Annotated in this window: 18 protein-coding genes; 13 read left to right on the top strand and 5 right to left on the bottom strand. The window is 68.0% G+C overall.

What is annotated here, in order from left to right:
- Nucleotides 1–174: 174 nt before the first annotated feature.
- Complete coding sequence (locus QH195_RS06725) at nucleotides 175–579, bottom strand: winged helix-turn-helix transcriptional regulator (RefSeq protein ID WP_280434730.1); 405 nt, start codon at nucleotides 577–579, stop codon at nucleotides 175–177.
- Nucleotides 580–907: 328 nt separating this feature from the next.
- On the opposite strand from QH195_RS06725, the gene QH195_RS06720 reads away from it, so the two are divergent.
- Nucleotides 908–1,453: an Imm15 family immunity protein gene (locus QH195_RS06720; RefSeq protein WP_280434729.1), complete on the top strand. Its 546-nt coding sequence runs from the start codon at nucleotides 908–910 to the stop codon at nucleotides 1,451–1,453.
- Nucleotides 1,454–1,543: 90 nt separating this feature from the next.
- On the opposite strand, the gene QH195_RS06715 is transcribed toward QH195_RS06720, so the two are convergent.
- On the bottom strand, nucleotides 1,544–1,690 hold the full coding sequence (locus QH195_RS06715) for a hypothetical protein (protein ID WP_280434728.1): 147 nt from the start codon (nucleotides 1,688–1,690) through the stop codon (nucleotides 1,544–1,546).
- Between the two features lie 121 nt (nucleotides 1,691–1,811).
- Between QH195_RS06715 and QH195_RS06710 the strand changes: the two genes are divergently transcribed.
- The 10 genes from QH195_RS06710 (at nucleotide 1,812) to QH195_RS06665 (ending at nucleotide 13,376) form a co-directional block, all read left to right on the top strand.
- Complete coding sequence (locus QH195_RS06710) at nucleotides 1,812–2,624, top strand: DUF1684 domain-containing protein (RefSeq protein WP_280434727.1); 813 nt, start codon at nucleotides 1,812–1,814, stop codon at nucleotides 2,622–2,624.
- Between the two features lie 4 nt (nucleotides 2,625–2,628).
- Nucleotides 2,629–3,720 carry an LLM class flavin-dependent oxidoreductase gene (locus QH195_RS06705; RefSeq protein WP_280434726.1) on the top strand — a complete coding sequence of 364 codons (1,092 nt, stop codon included), beginning with the start codon at nucleotides 2,629–2,631 and terminating at the stop codon, nucleotides 3,718–3,720.
- Nucleotides 3,721–3,788: 68 nt separating this feature from the next.
- Entirely contained in the window at nucleotides 3,789–5,366 is a 1,578-nt protein-coding gene (locus QH195_RS06700) for an ABC transporter substrate-binding protein (RefSeq protein ID WP_280434725.1), read from the top strand.
- Nucleotides 5,363–6,316, top strand: coding sequence for an ABC transporter permease (locus QH195_RS06695; RefSeq protein WP_280434724.1), 954 nt, complete (start codon nucleotides 5,363–5,365; stop codon nucleotides 6,314–6,316). Before QH195_RS06700 ends, QH195_RS06695 begins: the two co-directional genes overlap by 4 nt.
- Nucleotides 6,316–7,200, top strand: a complete 885-nt coding sequence (locus tag QH195_RS06690) for an ABC transporter permease (protein WP_280434723.1) — start codon at nucleotides 6,316–6,318, stop codon at nucleotides 7,198–7,200. The genes QH195_RS06695 and QH195_RS06690 overlap by 1 nt, the downstream gene beginning before the upstream one ends.
- Nucleotides 7,197–8,981, top strand: coding sequence for an ABC transporter ATP-binding protein (locus tag QH195_RS06685; protein ID WP_280434722.1), 1,785 nt, complete (start codon nucleotides 7,197–7,199; stop codon nucleotides 8,979–8,981). Before QH195_RS06690 ends, QH195_RS06685 begins: the two co-directional genes overlap by 4 nt.
- On the top strand, nucleotides 8,978–9,967 hold the full coding sequence (locus QH195_RS06680) for a hypothetical protein (protein WP_280434721.1): 990 nt from the start codon (nucleotides 8,978–8,980) through the stop codon (nucleotides 9,965–9,967). The genes QH195_RS06685 and QH195_RS06680 overlap by 4 nt, the downstream gene beginning before the upstream one ends.
- A 37-nt stretch (nucleotides 9,968–10,004) precedes the next feature.
- Complete coding sequence (locus QH195_RS06675) at nucleotides 10,005–11,258, top strand: acyl-CoA dehydrogenase family protein (protein ID WP_280434720.1); 1,254 nt, start codon at nucleotides 10,005–10,007, stop codon at nucleotides 11,256–11,258.
- Nucleotides 11,259–11,262: 4 nt separating this feature from the next.
- Nucleotides 11,263–12,573 carry an LLM class flavin-dependent oxidoreductase gene (locus QH195_RS06670; RefSeq protein WP_280434719.1) on the top strand — a complete coding sequence of 437 codons (1,311 nt, stop codon included), beginning with the start codon at nucleotides 11,263–11,265 and terminating at the stop codon, nucleotides 12,571–12,573.
- 161 nt (nucleotides 12,574–12,734) lie between these two features.
- On the top strand, nucleotides 12,735–13,376 hold the full coding sequence (locus tag QH195_RS06665) for a pentapeptide repeat-containing protein (protein ID WP_280434718.1): 642 nt from the start codon (nucleotides 12,735–12,737) through the stop codon (nucleotides 13,374–13,376).
- A gap of 58 nt (nucleotides 13,377–13,434) precedes the next feature.
- Here QH195_RS06665 and bla read toward each other — a convergent pair whose 3' ends face one another.
- Complete coding sequence (gene bla, locus QH195_RS06660; RefSeq protein ID WP_280434717.1) at nucleotides 13,435–14,379, bottom strand: class A beta-lactamase; 945 nt, start codon at nucleotides 14,377–14,379, stop codon at nucleotides 13,435–13,437.
- Between the two features lie 163 nt (nucleotides 14,380–14,542).
- Between bla and QH195_RS06655 the strand changes: the two genes are divergently transcribed.
- Nucleotides 14,543–15,418, top strand: coding sequence for a LysR family transcriptional regulator (locus QH195_RS06655; protein ID WP_280419840.1), 876 nt, complete (start codon nucleotides 14,543–14,545; stop codon nucleotides 15,416–15,418).
- A complete protein-coding gene (locus tag QH195_RS06650) occupies nucleotides 15,415–16,311 on the top strand; it encodes a class A beta-lactamase-related serine hydrolase (RefSeq protein ID WP_280434716.1) in 897 nt (298 codons plus the stop codon). Before QH195_RS06655 ends, QH195_RS06650 begins: the two co-directional genes overlap by 4 nt.
- A gap of 208 nt (nucleotides 16,312–16,519) precedes the next feature.
- On the opposite strand, the gene QH195_RS35050 is transcribed toward QH195_RS06650, so the two are convergent.
- Nucleotides 16,520–16,891 (bottom strand): hypothetical protein, encoded by a 372-nt coding sequence (locus tag QH195_RS35050; protein WP_348536860.1) that lies wholly within the window; start codon nucleotides 16,889–16,891, stop codon nucleotides 16,520–16,522.
- Between the two features lie 49 nt (nucleotides 16,892–16,940).
- Nucleotides 16,941–17,360, bottom strand: a complete 420-nt coding sequence (locus tag QH195_RS06640) for a hypothetical protein (RefSeq protein WP_280419838.1) — start codon at nucleotides 17,358–17,360, stop codon at nucleotides 16,941–16,943.
- Nucleotides 17,361–17,845: the final 485 nt, after the last annotated feature.

Raw genomic sequence — 17,845 nt, 5'->3', positions numbered from 1 at the left:
GAACACTCGGCATCATCCGGTTCGGTAACTCCCCGCACCGACACCTTTCCTCCGTCCTTCGACGGGGCATCACAGGGCCGCTGCTTTGACCACCGTTACTGCCGTATTGCGGGCCCACAACGGCTTTGAAGAGCCCGTCCAGGAATGCCAGTACCGCGCCGAACTGCCACATGATCAGGGCTCCCTTTTCCGGTGTACCGCGATATCCCTGTCGCCCTCTTGGCCGGATACAGCAGCGGTTCTCGCGCCGACCCGGGCTTTCCGAAGTGGTTCGGTCCCAGCCCCTTCGCCTCGGGCGGCGGCTGAATCAGCCACTGCCCTCGGCGGATCCGGACCGATACTCGGCGATGGCCGCATATGGGTTTCCGCCCAGTCCCGCGGCGCGGCGAGCCGCTTCTCGAGCGATCGCCCGAGATCGGTGAGCCCGTAGTGCACCTGCGGTGGCACATTGTTCTCGACGCACCGGGTCACGAGCCCGTCGGCGACCAGACCTTGCAGGGTCTGCGACAACATCTTCTGGGAGACCCCGGGAATCCGCTTGCGCAACGCGGCGAAGCGCACGGTATCCGGACTGCACATCATCCCACTCGACCGGCCCGAAGACCTTCTCGCCCAGATGATCCCATTTTTGAGCTGAGACTGTCGGGCCCTCTATCCGACCCGCCCTACCGGCGCAGACGCGGTACTCTTCGAACATGCATTCGGGGGTGGGAACGGTAGCCGCCTGCCGCCCATCCGAGGGTAGAAAGGAAATCGTGAGGTCGATCCATATCATCCGGCACACCCACATCCACAACCTCCCGGCCCGAAGATGTCCATCTGGAGCAGCAGCTACTGCGCACCTGGTCGGTCCGCAAATCGCAGTTCGTCGCGCACGCACCCGCGGCCATCCTGTCGGCGAGGCACCGTGACGGTTGAGGTCGACCCCCGATTCCGAGGCGCCTTCGAGCGGCTGCTGGCTGTGGTCGACTTACTGGACTTCGACGGGTTGATGACGTGTAACGGATATTTCGACGAGCTTCCGCTCTTCACGACCTATTCCCAAATCGCTTTCCTGGACGAGCTTTCGCTTGTCGAACGCAATCGTGTGCTGATTCGGGCGGCCGTCGCTCATCTCGGCCGTATCCTCGAACACGCCGAACGCTACTTTGCCGGAGCCGAATTCGACTTCTTCTGCGCGGTGACGGTCACCGGCTGGGACTTCTTCTCGGAAGAAGACCTGCTGACACCGCGATTCTGGCGGGCGAATGCCAGCAAGGGCGTTTTCGACTACCTGAGACTCCAGCCGCCGACCAGTGAGGGCAGCAGCACAGTCGCGTACTTACTCGACCACGACCCCGATTACCTGATCAACGATGACATCGTGGACGAGTTCGGCGAGAAACGCCTGGAGCGTGTCTTCGTCCAGCACGTCGACTACCCGATTCCGAGGAGCAACATAGAGGCGCTATAAGAGCTACCGGTCAACCGGTTTCGGTAGGAGCGCGCTCCTGCACCGGGACGTATCGCGAAGAAGTGACCCATCGGGCCAGCCGAGCAGGCCCTAGCCGTACGACCGGACGAACTCGGCCCGGCCGAGGCCGCGGTTGGTACGGCACGATCTCCCCGCTCCGGACAGGGTCGCGGCGACCTTCGTATCGGCGGAAGTCGCGGAGTGCGCGGCACCGTATCCGGCGACGCTGGTGCTCATGGTGTGGTTCGGTGCCCGGCGCCTGCGGGCACAGAATCAGGCCGAGCGGAAACGTTTCTCCTTCGGCCACCGCGGCGGATGATCGCAGCACGGTCTCGCCCCCGATTCGGAGGGAATATTCATGACGACAGCCGCGGCCTCGGCCGATACCTTCACCGCCGAATGGCAGGACTGGCATCGGCAGCAGGAAACGAACCTGGCCGATCCGCACGGCTTCCTGGCCGTCACCGGCCTGCACTGGCTCACCGCGGCACCACAGCGGTTCCCCGGCGCGCCGGGTGCCTGGTCCACCGGACCCGACGGGGTCACGGTGGTGCTCGACGACGACGAGGAGCTGCTGATCGACGGGAATCCGGTGCGCGGCACACACCGGTTCGGCGTCATCCCGGAACGGAGTGGGATCAACGCGGTCTGGGGTGACGCGGTGATCGAGGTCGCCAAACGCGGCGGGCACGATATCGTCCGCCCGCGGCACCCGGACAACCCGTTGCGCACCGGTTTCCGCGGCACCCCCGCCTACGCTCCGGATCCGAAGTGGGTGGTCGGCGGGCGGTACACGGCTTTCGCGGAGCCGCGGCCGACCACGGTGGGTGCCGCGGTGGAAGGACTCGAGCACGTCTACGACGCACCCGGGCAGATCGAGTTCGAACTGGACGGGCACGAATTGCGGCTCACCGCGTTTCCCGGGAAGGCACCGGGGTACCTGACGGTGTTGTTCACCGACGCGACCTCCGGTGTGACGACCTATGCCGCCAACCGCGTACTCCAGCTCCCGCCACCCGAATCCGACGGCGCGGTGACCCTGGACTTCAACCGCGCGGTCAATCTCCCCTGCGCGTACACCGATCTCGCGACCTGCCCGCTACCGCCGGCCGAGAACCGGCTGCCGGTCGCGATCGAGGCGGGCGAGAAGATCCCCTACAAGCGCGGCTGATCCGATGGCCGCCGGCGAACCGTCGATCACGAAACTCGCGCTGCTCACTCCCGGCAACTATCCCGACGGTGATCCCGCCGCCGGGCTCGAGGACACCCTGCGGCTGTTCGAATACGGCGAACGCCTCGGTGTCGACGGTGCCTGGATCCGGCAGCGGCATCTCGAGCACGGCGTGGGGTCGGCGGCGGTGTTCCTGGCCGCCGCCGCCCAGCGCACCAGCCGGGTCGAGCTGGGAACCGCGGTGATCCCCATCGGCTACGAGAGCCCGTTCCGGCTGGCCGAGGATCTGTCGATGGCCGATGTACTCTCCGGTGGGCGGCTGCAACCCGGTTTCAGCGCGGGCACCCCGCCGCACGCGGACCTGATCGGCGATCTCGTCTTCGACGGCGACTGGCGCAGCTACGACCTGTCCTACGGCCGGATCACCCGGCTGATGGACAATCTGCGCGGCAACTACCTGGCTGGCCCGGATACGGTGATCCACTCCCCCGGCAACACCCAGCGCCCCCGCCTGCAACCGCACAGCCCCGGGCTGATCGACCGGCTCTGGTACGGCGGCGGCAGTACCCGCTCGGTGCGCTGGGCCGGGGAGACCGGGCTCAATCTGCTCACCGGGAACATCGTATTCGGCGAGCACAGCGACGATTTCGCCACCACCCAGCTGAGTTTGCTCGACGACTACCGCCGCCACATCGATCCGTCCCGGCCGGCCAGGGTGGCGGTGGGCCGGGTACTCGTCCCCTTCGACAGCGCCGGCCGCGCGACCCGGGAACGTTACCGGCAGTATGCGGCCGCCCGGCACGACCGAACCCTTGCCCCGCAAGGCGAACGGCGAATCCTGTTCGCGCCGGATCTGGCCGGCCCCGCCGAGCAGATAGTCGAACGCTTACGCGCCGACCCGGTGCTTGCCCACACCACCGAACTACGTCTCGAACTGCCCTACGAATTCCATCGGGACGACTACGAGCAGATCCTGCACGACACCGTCGAACTCATCGCCCCCGCCCTCGGCTGGAAACCCGCGGGGACGAACCCGCGACCGGACCTCCCGGCCACGGAGTCGACAGAAACGAATCACGCTGAGCCAATGCCGTGAGCGCCCGGATAAATCATCCTATGTTTCTGCGTCGGAAGTCTTCGTTACCGACGGAAAGTTTGCGACCAGTGCGTAGGAACAAGCGCTACACCCTTCTCGCGGCAGGTTTGGCCGCCGTGGTCCTGCTCACCGGTTGCTCGGCCGGCGGGAACGGCGGGACCCCCGTCGACGGCGGTGAGTTCATCAGCGGCCTGTATCTGGAACCACGCGGGCTGGACCCGCACCGGCAGACATTCTGGGAGACCTACCGGGTCTCCCGCAATATCTTCGAACCTCTTGTCGGGGAAGACCTGACCACCACGACGGGCGTACCCGGCCTGGTCCCGGTGCTGGCCACGAAATGGGAGCACAGCGCCGACGGCCGCGTCTGGAATTTCCGGCTCCGCGAAGGCGCCACCTTCCACGACGGCTCCCCGTTCGACGCGGCCGCGCTGGACAAGAACGTCCGGCGGGTCTGGGATCGCTCGTACGAGTTCTTCGACGAGGAGAGCGCGGGCCGGGTGCGGGTGTGGTTCGACAATCTGCGCGCTGCCCGCCCCACGGGTACACACAGCTACACCTTCGAATTCGACAAACCCTTCCTCGGCTTCCCGCGCATCCTGGCGCAATCCATGTACACCCTCCCCATCGGAAATCCCGCGGTGTGGGAGAAGTACGGGAACAACGGTTTCGCCGAACATCCCGAAGGCACCGGGCCGTACCGGTTCGATTCCCGCGCGATCGGCGATCGCATCGTGCTGCAACGCAATCCCGGCTACTGGGGTACGCGACCACGCCTGGATACGCTGACCTTCCGGGTGATTCCCAACAACCAGACCCGGGTCGCCTCCCTGCTCAACGGCGAAGTGGACCTGATCAGCTATGTCCCGCCCGACGATGTCGAATCCCTGGAGAACGCGGGCTTCGACGTCCCCGAGGGCACCGGCGCCGAACTCGTGTACTTCTCCTTCAACCGGAAGAATCCGGTGTTCGACGACGACCGGGTGCGCAAGGCACTCATCCACGGTTTGAACCGGAAGGCCCTGGCCAACGAGGTCTACAACGGGTACGCCGCACCCCAGTACTCGTTCCTGCCGCCGGGCAACGAAGCCTTCGACCCGGCGGTGCGGGATTTCCCGTACGACCCGGACCGCGCCCGGCGACTGCTCGCCGAAGCCGGTTTCGGCCCCGGGGAACTCCGGTTCGGCCTCGTCATCGATGTGGCGAACGAGAATGTGGGCCAATGGCTGCAGGCCCATCTGAAGGAGATCGGCGTCGAGGTCGATATCGTCAGCCTCGACCGCGTCAACTACTCGTCGCGCATCCGCAATCCGCAACCGGGCGACGGCCTGAGTATCGACGAGTTCGGTGAGACGAACGCCGAATGGCTGCACAACGGGTACACCGGTCTACAGAACCGCGGCCTGGACCCGGCCGAACACCCGGAGGTGACCGCGGCCATCGAAACGGCCCTGCACACTCCCGACGCGAAGGCGCGGATCGGGTTGTGGAAGCAGGCCGAGGAGAAACTGCGGAACGAGGCGCTGGTGATTCCGGCGGTGAACCTGAACCGCTACTACGCGACCGGCCCGAATGTGGAAGGTTTCGTGTTCCCGGCCACCAACTGGTACGACCTGTCCCCGGTCTGGTTATCGGGCGCCCGATGAACCGGTTGCGTCATATCGGGTTGCGCGTCCTCAATGTGCTGCCCATCCTGTTCCTCGTTTCGGTCCTGGCCTTCCTGCTCGGCGCGCTCACCCCGGGCGACCCGGTGGAAGCCCAGTTCGCCCTGCGGTTCACGCCCGAACAGCTCGACGAACTACGCGCCACCTACGGGCTGGACCGTCCGCTGTGGGAGCAGTACTTCGTCTGGCTGAAGAATCTGGCCGCCGACGGCGGCGGATTGTCGCTGACCCTGGGCACGCCGGTATTCGATATCCTCGTCCCGCCCTTCCTCAACACGCTGATACTCACCGCGGCCGGGACCGTGGTGTGCGTGGTGTTCGGCACACTGATCGGCGCGGTCGCCGGGATCCGGCACGGCACCTGGGTGGATCGCGCGGTGATGCTGGTGGCCCAGATCGGCAGCAATCTGTCGGTGTACTGGTTCGGGCTGGTGCTGATCAGCGTGTTCGCCCTGCAATTGGGCTGGCTGCCGGTGGGCGGGATGCAGTCCCGCGGCGGCGGTGGATTCGGCGATCTCCTGCAGCATCTGGTGCTGCCCGCGATATCGGCCGCACTGATCTCCATGCTGGTGCTGGCCCGGTTCGTCCGGATCGGCATCGTGCGCGAAACCGGCACCGACTATGTACGCACCTTCCGGTCACAAGGGTTACCGCGGCGAAAGATCTACGGCAAGAATGTCTTCCGCAATATCCTGCCGAGTCTGGTCAATATCACCGGCCTCGAAATCGGCACCTTGATCACCGGAGTGTTCTTCGTCGAAATCGTGTTCAACTGGCCCGGTATCGGCACCCAGCTGGTGAATGCCGTGAACGGTAAGGACTATCCGGTGATCCAGGGCGGGATCGTGCTGGTGGCGCTGTGCTATCTGCTGGTCAACCTCGTCACCGATGTGATCGTCGATGCGCTCGATCCACGATTGCGAGGCGCGTGATGGTCTCCGTCCGGGTATCCCGCGCGCCCCTGACCGCCGGCCGGCGACGAGTTCGCGGGCGGCGCTACAGTGCGCAATTCGTCGCCGCCGTCGTGCTCATCGGTGCCGTGGTCCTCGTCTCCCTGCTGGCGCCCGTACTCGCGCCGTACGACCCGCTGGCCACCGACCCCGCCGCCAAATTCCTGCCGCCCGGCAGCGCCGGGCATCTGCTGGGCACCGACGATCTCGGCCGGGATCTGCTGAGCCGGCTGCTCTGGGGTGGCCGAACCTCGCTGCTGCTGGCGGTACTCGCGGTGGCCGCGGCCACGGTCGCCGGGTCCGGGGCCGGGCTGCTCGCCGGTTTCGCCGGCCCGAAGGTGAGCGGTGCCGTCATGCGGGTCGTGGACATGCTGTTCGCCTTTCCGGTGATTCTGGTCGCGGTGGCGCTGGCCGCCGTCCTGAGCCCCGGGCCCGTGGTGGTGGCGGCGGCGATCGTGTTCACCGTGGTCCCCTATGTGACCCGCGTGGTGTTCACCGAGGTCAAACAGCAGGTGCGGCGGGAGTACGTCGAGGCCGCCACCGCGCTCGGTGCCACCCGGCAGGAGCTGATGGTGCGCGAGGTGCTGCCGAATGTGCGCGGTGCGATCGTCGTCTACGGCACCGGCATGGTCGCCACCATGGTGGTGTTCTCGGCGAGCCTGAGCGCGGTGGGGATCGGCGTGCAGCCCCCGACCCCGGACTGGGGCCAGATGATCGCTTCCGGCGCGAAAGTCGTGCTGTCCGGGCATATGCACGTGGCGGTGATTCCGGGTCTCGCGGTCGTGGTCGTCGCCCTGGCCTTCAACTGGCTCGGCGACGCCCTGCACGACCTGTCGAATCCCCGCACCCGAGGAAACCGCCGATGATCGCACTGTCCACACCGCAAACCCGCCCCGGCGAAACCGGTGCCGCGACCCGCACCGTCCTCGAAGTCGACAGTCTGAGCATCGCCGTCCCCGGCGACGAACCCGGCGGCCCCACGGTCGCGGATATCCGGTTCACCCTCACCGCCGGCGAGGTACTGGCCCTCGTCGGGGAATCCGGTTCCGGGAAAAGCCTCACGGCGGCCGCGATCATCGGCCTGCTGCCGCGCGCGGCACGGATCACCGGCGGCGCCGTCCGCTTCCATCCCGGGGCGGACGAGGCCGTCGAGCTCACCGCGCTGCCCGACCGCCGGCTCCGCGGCTACCGGGGGTCCGGGATCGGCATGGTGTTCCAGAACCCGCTCGGCGCGCTGGATCCGGCGCACCGGATCGCCGCCCAGCTCGACGAGATCATCGTCCATCATCGCCCGCAGTTGCGGCGTTCCGCGCGGCGCGAACTGGCGGCCGCCTGGCTCGCGCAGGTCGGGTTCGACAGTCCGGACCGCGTCCTGGCCTGCTATCCGCACGAACTCAGCGGCGGAATGCGCCAGCGGGTCGCGCTGGCACTGGCCGCCCTGGCCGAACCGCTGGTACTGATCGCCGACGAACCGACCACCGCCCTCGATACCATCGTCCAGCGCCAGATCCTCGATCTGCTCCGCGATATCACCCGCGCCACGGGCTCGGCGCTGCTGTTGATCACCCACGATTTCGATGTGGTCGCCCATATGGCCGACCGGGTGGCCGTACTTGCCCAGGGCCGGATCGTCGAAACCGGGGTCCGGGAGAAGGTGCTCTCCGCACCCGATCACCCGTACACCCGGCGCCTGCTGGATGCGGTGCCCCGGCTGGGGAAACGCGCCACGCTGCCACAATGGGACGGATCGCGGCGCCTGGCGTCGCTACCCGCCCCGCCGGTGACCGCACTTCCGGTCCCCGCACCGCCGGTCCCCGCGCCGCCTCCCGATGCCGGGAACACCGAACCGGTCGTGCGACTCGATGCGGTCTCCAAACGATTCCGGGTGGGTGGTTTCGGAACCGGGCTCGCCGCACGCGAATTCGTGGCGGTGGACAACGTATCGCTCACCGTGCGGCCCGGCGAAATCTACGGGTTGATCGGGCCGTCCGGCTCCGGGAAGTCGACCCTCGGCCGCGTTCTGGGCGGACTGCTGCCCGCCACCGCGGGTTCGGTGACCTTCGACGGGAATCGGCTCACCGGTGCGGCACCGGACGAGCTGCGCGCGCTGCGATCCCGACTGCAATATGTCTTCCAGGATCCGGTCGGCGCGCTCAACCCCGCGCTGCGTGTCGGCGAGCAGATCGCCCGGCCGCTGTACCGCTTCGGCCGGGTGCGGAGCCGGAAACAGGCCGCGGAGGCGCTGGCCCGGTCCCTCACGCTCGTCGGCCTGCCCGCGGGTTTCGCCGACCGCTACCCGCATGCGCTGTCCGGTGGCCAGGCGCAGCGGGTCTGCCTGGCGCGGGCGCTGGCGCTGGAACCCGATCTGCTGGTCCTCGACGAGCCCACCTCCTCGCTGGATGTCTCCACCCAGGCCGAGATCATCGACCTGCTGCTCGAGCTGCGCGAACGCCTGAACCTGACCTGTGTGTTCATCGGTCACGATCTGGGGCTCGTGGAATGGGTCAGCGACCGGATCGGCGTACTCACCGGCGGCCGGCTGGTCGACGAATTCCCCACCGCACTCCTCTACGACAGCGCGCGCTCCGAGGAGACCCGCGCACTGCTCGACGCCGACCTCGGCCGACGGAAAGAACAGGCGGCATGACCTCCGCACCCGGCACCCCGATCCTCGCCCTGGCGGTGACCACCGCCGAAGCCGCGGCGATCCTCGCCGACAACACCCTGCGCACCGCGTGGGAACGGCAGCCGGCCGCCTTCGCGGTGATCGGAATCGACCGGCTCACCGGCTCCGCGCCCGCCGCCACCGATCTCGACCCCAGCCTCCTGGCCACGGCACTGGCGACCTACGGCGGGCCGCCTGTGCTCTTCGCCGCGGCCGCCCATATCGACCTGCCCTACAACCTCGCCCGGCGGGCGCTCTCGCTGGATCACCTCACCCGGGGACGGTCCGGAATCCTGCTCGGCAGCCGCGATACCCGTGGCCGCACCGGCGATGCCTGGAGCGGAGCGGGACTGGGCAGCAGTGCCGAAATCGGGCCGGAGACCACCGCGGATACCGCGCGCGCCCTGATCGGGTTGTGGCAGAGCTGGCCCCGCGACAGCATCATCGGCGACAAGGACAGCGGAATCCTGGTGCGTTCCGAGCGAATCCGCCGAGTGGACCACCGGGGTGTCACCCGAACCGCCGGACCGCTCAGCATTCCGGCCTCGGCCCAGGGCACACCGGTTCTCGCCCGGTACATCACGGGGCCGGAATCGGAGATTTCCCGAACCGATACGGGTGATCTCACCGTACTCGGCGGGTTTCCCGATCGTGGTTCCGTCGCCGCCGCGCTGGAACACCGCACCACTCCCCTTGTCACCGAGTCCGCCGATATCGATACCGCCGACGTACTCCTGACCGCCGGCGCGCACGGAATCCTGCTCCGCACGGGTATCGGCGGCTCCCCCGCCGAAACCGCCACCGATCTGCTACGCACCGCAGCCGCATTCGTCGCGGACCGCGGTGGGCCCGGCGCTCTCGACTCCGACGCCACCCTGCGGAACGTCCTGGGCCTGGCACCACCCGCCGATCTGCTGGCCGACGCCCCACCGGCGTTCGCCGTACCGTCGCCCGCCGTCTACCGCTGAAACCGCGCGCAGTGCACCGACTTACCGAAGGGACCCCATGACAGCCTCCACCTCGACCGGCCTCAGATCGCTGCTGGCGGACCCCGACGCCGGATACGAATCCCTCAGCGCGACCTATCAACCCGTCTTCGACCGGATCGGCGAAGGCGACCTCGCCCGGGAACGCGCCCGCGAATTCCCCTACGAACAGGTCCGGCAGCTGGTGGACGCCGGATTCTCCCGGCTGCGGATCCCCCGCGAACTGGGTGGCGACGGCGCGACCCTGCAGCAGTTGTTCCGCCTGCTCGCCGATCTCGGCGCCGCCGACCCCAATGTGGCGCATATCTTCCGCAACCACCTCGCCTTCGTGGAGGACCGGCTGAACTCGCCGGAGCATCCGGCGACCGAGATCTGGCTCGACCGGTTCCGCCGCGGCGAGTTCGTCGGCGGCGGCTGGACCGAGGCCAACAACGCGAAATTCGGTGATATCGGCACCCGGATCAGCACCGTCGACGGAGTCACCCGGGTCACCGGCGAGAAGTTCTACGCGACGGGCAGCCTCTACGCGGACTGGCTCGATGTGATCGGCAAGGACGCCGACGACCGCCTGGTCACCGTGCTCGTCGCCCGGCATCAGCCCGGCGTCACGCTCGTCGACGACTGGACCGGGTTCGGCCAGCAGACCACCGCCAGCGGATCGGCCCGCTACCACGACGCGGTGGTCGACGAACACGGCCTGTTCCCCGCCGAGGAACGCTTCGCCTATCAGGGGCTCTTCTATCAGACAGCGCTGCTGTCGGTACTGACCGGCATTGCCCGGGCGGCGTTCCGCGACGGCGCCGCCGCGCTGCGCCGCCGGCCCCGCAACTATCCGCTGGGCATCGACGAGGTACCCGCCCGCGACCCCCTGCTCCAGCAGCGTATCGGTGTGCTGGCCGGCCGGGTGTTCGCGGCGGAGGCGGCGCTGGAGAAACAGGCGGCCACCCTCGACGCCGTCGCCGAAGCCCATTTCCGGCGGGACGCGGAGGCCGAACAGCAGGCGCTCGTCCAGGCGACCGTGCGCACCCACGAGGCGCAAACGGTGGTCATCGAAGCCGCGCTCGAGGTCACCGCGACCGTGTTCGATGCCCTCGGCGCCTCCGCGACCGCGGTCGGCGCGGGCCTGGACCGGCACTGGCGCAATGCCCGCACCCTCGCCTCGCACAACCCCCGCGTGTTCAAGGAACGAGTACTCGGCGACTACTACATCAACGGCACCCCACCGGCGGGCGGATCGAACTCCTTCCTGCGCCCGCAGGGCCAAGGAGCGTGACCGCATGACCGAACCCCGCACCGGCCACGTCCTGCTCGGTGTCAATGTGCTCGTCTACGGCTATATCCCCGCCGCCTGGCGCTCACCGCTGCTCGGAACCCAGGATTTCGTCGAACCCGAGTATTGGGAGCGGATCGGCCGGCTCGCCGAACGCGCCCGGCTCGACGCGGTCTTCCTCGCCGACGCGCTGGGTCTCGGCGATCCCGCCTACGACGCCAATCCCATCCGACTCGACCCGACGGTCACCTGGGCCCATATCGCCCGCAGCACCGAACACGTCGGTCTCATCGCCACCGCGTCCACCACCTTCAACGACCCGGTGGACCTGGCCGCCCGGATCCTCACCCTGGACCACGTCTCGCACGGCCGCGCCGGCTGGAACCTGGTGACCACCCGGGACGACCGGTCCGCCGCGAACTTCGGTCTCGAACAGGTGATACCGCGCAGCCGGCGCTACGAACGCGGGGCCGAATTCGCCGAACTCTGCCACGCACTGTGGTCGGCAGCCGGAACCGGCGCCCGGGTCCACCATCACGGCACCCATTTCGACTACGACGGCGAATTCCGCGCCCCCGCCTCACCGCAGGGAATGCCGGTGCTGTTCCAGGCCGGCGGTTCCCCCGGCGGCCGCGATATCGCCGCCCGCTACGCCGACGGCGTATTCACCGCCGAGATCACCCTCGAGACCGCGCGCGAGCACTACCGGACTGTGAAGGACGGTGCGGCGCGGGCCGGACGCGACCCCCGCGACGTCGCGATCATGCCCGGCCTGCTGCTGACCCTCGGCTCCACCGAGGAGGAGGCCCGGCGCCGCGTCGACGAACTGTACGAGTCGAGCCCCAGCGCGTATTCGGCGGCTTGGCTGTCCCACGCCATCGGGGTCGATATCGCCACCCTGGATCTCGACGAGCGGTTCCCGGACGAGATACTGCGCGGCCCCGCGGATCCGGAAATCTTCACCGGCAGCATCGGTTTCCGCGAATCCATCCTCGAGCAGATCCGGCAGACCCGCCCGACCGTCCGGGAGTACCTGCGTCAGACGCGCTACTCCGGTTCCGGGCACGGCGGTTTCGTGGGCACCCCCGAACAACTGGCCGACCGTATCGAGCAGTGGTACCGCAGTTACGCCTGCGACGGATTCAACCTGCAACCCGATATCCTCGTCGACAGCCTCGAGGTGATCGCCGACGAACTGGTCCCGCTGCTGGCGTCCCGCGACCTTTTCCGTGCGGACTACGAAACCACCACGCTGCGAGGTCATCTCGCCGCCGCAGCTCCTCGCGACCGGGTGGCCGCCGACCCCCTGTATCGCTGACAGCGGCACTGCGCCGGGGTAACCGGGTACGCGGCCCCGGAAGGCATCCAGTGGCCTCGCGATCGTCCGGCGCGAACAGGGCCGAACGGTGGCGAAGGGGCGCGGTTCCGGCATCTACAGTGGGACCGTCGCGGCGTGAATCGGATCGTAGAAGGAGCGCAATGCCACGTGAACTGGCCGAGCTACCGTTCGCACAATGGCTGGAACCGGCGGGCGCCCCGGATCTCGAGCGTGAGTACGACTGCACGCGGTTCGAAGACCTGGTGCTGACCGAACCGGACCTCCGCCATACGGTGTTCGACCAGTGCGCCTTCCGCTCGGTGCATATCGACCGCGGGGTGTCCGGTGGTGCGCGGTTCGCCGATGTCTGGTTGCACGGTGTCCGGTTCACCGGTACCGATATGCCGGACGCCGCCTGGTTGGACGCGGAAGTGATCGAGGGCGCCTGGTCGGGTGTGGAGGCCAGCGGCGCCGAACTACGCCGGGTGGTCTTCCACAACTGCAAACTCGACTCGGTGAATTTCCGGAACGCCCGGTTGACCAAGGTCCGCTTCGTCGATTGCGTACTGCGCCACGTCGATTTCGGTAGCGCGAAACTTTCGGAAGTGAGCTTTCCCGGTTCCGAGATATCGGCCTTGACGGTGCGGAACGCACAGCTGAAGAAGGTCGACTTCCGGGGTGCCCACAGTATCGGTATCGCCGACGGCGTGGAGTTCTTGCGCGGCGCGCTCGTCACACCCGGTCAACTCCTGGACCTCGCGCCGACCCTGGCCGCGGCGATCGGGCTGGCCGTGCAGGAGTGAGCCCACCGGGTACATCCGCCCCGCCTTCCCCGTCCTGCGTGGCAGGTACCCGGCGAGTTCAGTTCGTCACGGTCTCCAGGACCGCCGTGGTGGCGTCGGCGATAGCCTGATCGCTGGGGGCGGCCATCGGGTAGCCGGTGGTCGAGCGGCTGAAGACGACCAGTACGACCGAGGTTCCGGTGGGGCTCCACACCACCCCGGCGTCGTTGACGGTGCCGTAGGCGCCGGCACCGGATTTATCGGCCGCGACCCAGCCGACCGGCAGCCCCTCGCGCATCCGCTCGCCCGAGGTGACGCTCGAACGCATCCAGCCGGTGAGCATCCGCCGGTGTTCGGGGATCAGCGCATTGCCCAGAACCAGCCGATGCAGACCACCGGCGAACGCGGCGGGGGTGCTGGTATCGCGGGTGTCCCCGGGAAGAGCCTCGTTGAGTGCCGGTTCCCAGCGGTCCAGCCTGGTCTCGGTATCGCCGATCATGCGGGCCAGGGCGGTGACCGCGGACGGTCCGCCGATACGCCGGAGGATGAGATTGGCGGCTGTATTGTCGCTGCGCACCAGGGCGGCTTGGCACAGGTCGTACCAGCTGAGGGTCTCACCGACCCGGTAACTGGTGGTCGGTGACGCGATCACGATGTCCTCGGGCCGGATCGGCACCCGCTCGTTCAGGTCCACTTCCCCGCGTTCGGCGAGTCGCAGCAGCGCGGCGACCGCGTACACCTTGAAGGTGGAGGTGAGGGCGAACCGGTCCGCGGCATTCCACTCGAAGGTCCGCGCACCCGTCGGGCTGTAGGCCGCGATCCCGAACAGCACGTCGTGGCGTTCCTGGATCTCCATCAGCGTATTGCTGAGGTCGGCGACGGCCGGCGGGCTGATCGTGGCCGGCGTCGAGGTGGTGGACTCGCCCGGATCGGAACCGCATGCGGTGACGGCGAACGCGGTGACGGCGAGTACGGCCGCCAGCGATCGGCGCGGGACGCGGAATTCGGATCGGATCGCTTTCACATCGGCAGCACACACGGGTACGCGGCCGGTCGCCAATATCCGACACTCCCGCACACGATACGCAATAGATATAGAAGCAGGTAGACGCAGGTTTCGCCGTGCTGTACCGGCGCTGAAACCGCAGTTGGACGGTGGCCGGGCGTACCGCTGGTTCAATATGGCTATGGATCTCATCCGCCACCTCGGCTATTTCGTCGCCATCGCGGACGAGGGCCATTTCGGGCGGGCGGCCACTGTTCTGGATATGACCCAGCCGCCGCTGTCCCAGGGGTTACGACGACTGGAGGCACAGCTCGGTGTCGAACTCGTGCACCGCACCCGGCAGGGCGCGGTACTCACGGCGGCCGGCCGGCAACTCCTGCCACGGGCCCGGCTGCTCGTCGACGATGCGGCCCGGCTGCTGGCCGAGGCGCAGCGCATCGCCCGCACCCGGGGCACCGTGCACTGGGGCGCGACCACCGCACTCTCCGACCGGATCCTGACCGCCTGCGTCACCGCGCTACGCACCGAGAAGAACAGCGGCGACGCGGTTTCCACGACGGTGGCCGCCACGGTCGATCTGGTGGCGGCGGTGCGGTCGGGATTGTGCGATGTGGCGGTGATCGAACATCCGGCGCTGGTGGACGGTGTGGCGGCCCGGCCGGTGGTTAAGCTACCGCGCTGGATCGTGGTCCCCGCCGAACATCGCAGCGCCGCCACCGAACGTCCGGCGTTCCCGATGCTCGCCGACCTCACTTATGCGGCGTATCCGCGTGCCGCCAACCCCCCGGCCTCCGATACGGTCCGGGACCTGCTGCGCGAACGCGGACTCGACGCACCGACGGTCACCGTGCACGACGACCGCTCGATACTCGCCGCCGTGGCCGCCGGAACCAGTTTCGGTCTCACCACCACCCCACCCTCCGATATCCCCGGCGTCGCCTGGCTGCGGATGGCGCCGCAAGCGGTGGCATTGCGCTGCCGGGTGATCCACCGGCCGGGCGCCGAGGAACAGGCCGACGCCTTGGACGGCGTGCTGTACCGGGAACGAGTGCGGTGACCGTCGCCGAGCGGATCCACGCGGTGTTCGCCGACGCGGGCTGCACCGGCCGGTTACACGCCAGGCGGTGTGACGGTGGCACCGCGGAGGTCTCCATCGGCGGCACCGAGCGGGTGGTGACCGCCTCGGTGTACAAACTTCCGCTACTGCTCGCGTACTGCCGCGCGGTGGACGCCGGCCGGATCGACCCACTGGAGCGGCTCACCCTCACACCCGCCGAATGCACACCGGGGCCCACCGGAATCTCCGCCCTGCACGATCCGGTCACCATGAGCCGCCGGGATCTGGCGACCTCGATGATGACCGTGTCCGACAATGCCGCGGCAGATCTGCTGCTGGGTGAGATCGGGCTCGCCCGCGTACACGACCTGCTGGAATCCCTCGGACTCACCCGGACCCGGCTGGTCGGCGGCACGGCCGATATCCAGCGCAGCCTGATCTCCGATACCGATACCCACAGCACGGTCGAGGCCTTCGCGGCCCTGGCCGACAACGACGAGGCATGGACGGTCTCCGCCTACGATCCCGCCTACACGAGCGCGACCACACCGGAGGAGATGACCCGGCTGCTGTCGGCACTGTGGCGCGGCGAGGTGGTGTCGGCGCAACAAACAGATTTCGCGCGCGCAGTGATGCGCCGTCAGGTCTGGCCACACCGGATCGCGGCGGGCTTCCCGCATCGCGCGGTATCGGTGGCGGGTAAAACGGGAACCATCGGCATCATCCGCAACGAGGTCGCGGTGGTCGAATTCCCGGGCGAATATCCGGTGGCAGTGGCGGTATTCACCCGCGCCGCCCGCGCCGACCCGGCACTACCGGCCGTGGACGCCGCCATCGCCGAGGCCGCCCGGATAGCAGTCACCGAACTCCGCCGCGCCCTGCCCGGAGAATGAGTCCCCGATAGCACCGGCCTCAGAAGGCCAGTGCCGACCAGGGGATATCGATCGGAAACGGGTAGCCGATCGATATCCGCTCGGAATCTTGCGGCGTCCATTTACCGGCCAGCAAATAGTTGGCGGGGTAGAGCGGGCGGACTCCTTCCGGTAACCGGCCGTGAGTGGTCTGCAGGGCGAATGCCCTGACCGTCTCGATGGCACTTTTCTAGAGCACCTCTCCGGCGAGAAGGACATCGTCGGCACGGAGATCCTGATAAGCCTCCGCAAGGCACCGGGCAACCAGGAAATCCGGGGTGACGAAATCGGATTTGCCGCTGCGGCCGAAAAAGATATTCGTTTCGGTATGCACCCGCCAGCACAGCTCGGCGCTTCGCCCCATCTCGTATCGGGCGCATCGGCGTAGCTCGCTCCACAGCAGATTGGTGAACTCTTGGTGCTCAGCCGGCCCTCGGCGGACCCAGACGACTCGACCGTCCCAGAGTTCGATCTGCTCGGCGATCTCCACCGGTAGCTCCTCGAGCTCCTCCCACGTCATGTATTCGGGGAGGTCAGGATGATCGACAGATAGCCGAGACATGCCCATATCGTAGCCGCCGCCACGATCGTGACCCATGAAGTGAACGGAATTATTCCCGGGTGACCAGCAGGTTCACGCGATAATCGGAAAGGGGGATTTCACTGGTGGATCCCGGCGGCGCTATCGACCGCAGCGCGATCCGGTAGCCGCCCGTCAGTACGTCGGCGGGGAACTGCGGGTTCGAATGGAGCTCATGGGCCGACCGTGTACCGTCGACCGTGACCTCGGTGAGCACGGTGGCGTCGCCCGCCCACACACAGTCCACATCGGCGGGGCATCTGCTGTCCTCGGGGACATCGCGAAACAGCACCGTCACCCGGCCCGCGTCCAGGACAGCGGTATCGCCGCCCGACAGGGTGAATTCGGAGCCCAGTTCCGGGGGTGGCGCCGGCTCGGCCGGCGCACAGCCCGCCGCGGCCCCGATGATCCCCAGGGCGACTACCCACCGACCCGCGCTCGCGGCATTCATAACACCCGATCCTCGCACAGGGGTGTCGTCGGACAAGTCGATTCGGTGCGCTCGGTCTCTCTCCGAGCCGAATATCGATCGCCGGAAAAATACTCACGGAGGTACACCGGCCCCGTCGACACCGAGCATCCGCCAACAGTCGGGACCACTGATCCTCTCCGGCCGCGGCGCGCCGATGCAGTCGGGCCGGAATCACACCACTGCGGAGAAGGGCTTCCCTCCGCCACCCGCGGGGTTGCCCGGCGGCCCGGTGGGGGGGGGCGGGGTGCCGGGGGGGGCCCCCCCAGGGGGGCCCCCCGATTTTTGGGAAGGAACGCCCGCGGCCGGGCGCGGGGGGCCCGGGGGGGTTCGCGGGGCTGCGGGCGCGACGGCCCGGGTAACCCTATACCGCTAGCGGCACCCCGAGCGCGGGCCGCGGTGAACGCGCACTCGACGATCTGATCGGTATGTTCGTCAACACCCTGGTGCTGCGGACACCGGTCGAT

Source organism: Nocardia carnea (assembly GCF_029868855.1).
Classification (GTDB): Bacteria; Actinomycetota; Actinomycetes; order Mycobacteriales; family Mycobacteriaceae; genus Nocardia; species Nocardia carnea_A.
Note: the sequence above shows the minus strand (reverse complement) of the source record. Positions and strands in the feature narration are given on the sequence as shown.

Coding starts and splice junctions, on each gene's coding strand:
- QH195_RS06655 (WP_280419840.1), top strand. CDS start 14,543: ATGGATCTCATCCGCCACCTCGGCTATTTCGTCGCCATCGCGGACGAG.
- QH195_RS06705 (WP_280434726.1), top strand. CDS start 2,629: ATGGCCGCCGGCGAACCGTCGATCACGAAACTCGCGCTGCTCACTCCC.
- QH195_RS06695 (WP_280434724.1), top strand. CDS start 5,363: ATGAACCGGTTGCGTCATATCGGGTTGCGCGTCCTCAATGTGCTGCCC.
- QH195_RS06725 (WP_280434730.1), bottom strand. CDS start 579: ATGTGCAGTCCGGATACCGTGCGCTTCGCCGCGTTGCGCAAGCGGATT.
- QH195_RS06640 (WP_280419838.1), bottom strand. CDS start 17,360: ATGAATGCCGCGAGCGCGGGTCGGTGGGTAGTCGCCCTGGGGATCATC.
- QH195_RS06670 (WP_280434719.1), top strand. CDS start 11,263: ATGACCGAACCCCGCACCGGCCACGTCCTGCTCGGTGTCAATGTGCTC.
- QH195_RS35050 (WP_348536860.1), bottom strand. CDS start 16,891: ATGTCTCGGCTATCTGTCGATCATCCTGACCTCCCCGAATACATGACG.
- QH195_RS06690 (WP_280434723.1), top strand. CDS start 6,316: ATGGTCTCCGTCCGGGTATCCCGCGCGCCCCTGACCGCCGGCCGGCGA.
- QH195_RS06665 (WP_280434718.1), top strand. CDS start 12,735: ATGCCACGTGAACTGGCCGAGCTACCGTTCGCACAATGGCTGGAACCG.
- QH195_RS06710 (WP_280434727.1), top strand. CDS start 1,812: ATGACGACAGCCGCGGCCTCGGCCGATACCTTCACCGCCGAATGGCAG.
- QH195_RS06685 (WP_280434722.1), top strand. CDS start 7,197: ATGATCGCACTGTCCACACCGCAAACCCGCCCCGGCGAAACCGGTGCC.
- QH195_RS06680 (WP_280434721.1), top strand. CDS start 8,978: ATGACCTCCGCACCCGGCACCCCGATCCTCGCCCTGGCGGTGACCACC.
- QH195_RS06715 (WP_280434728.1), bottom strand. CDS start 1,690: ATGAGCACCAGCGTCGCCGGATACGGTGCCGCGCACTCCGCGACTTCC.
- QH195_RS06675 (WP_280434720.1), top strand. CDS start 10,005: ATGACAGCCTCCACCTCGACCGGCCTCAGATCGCTGCTGGCGGACCCC.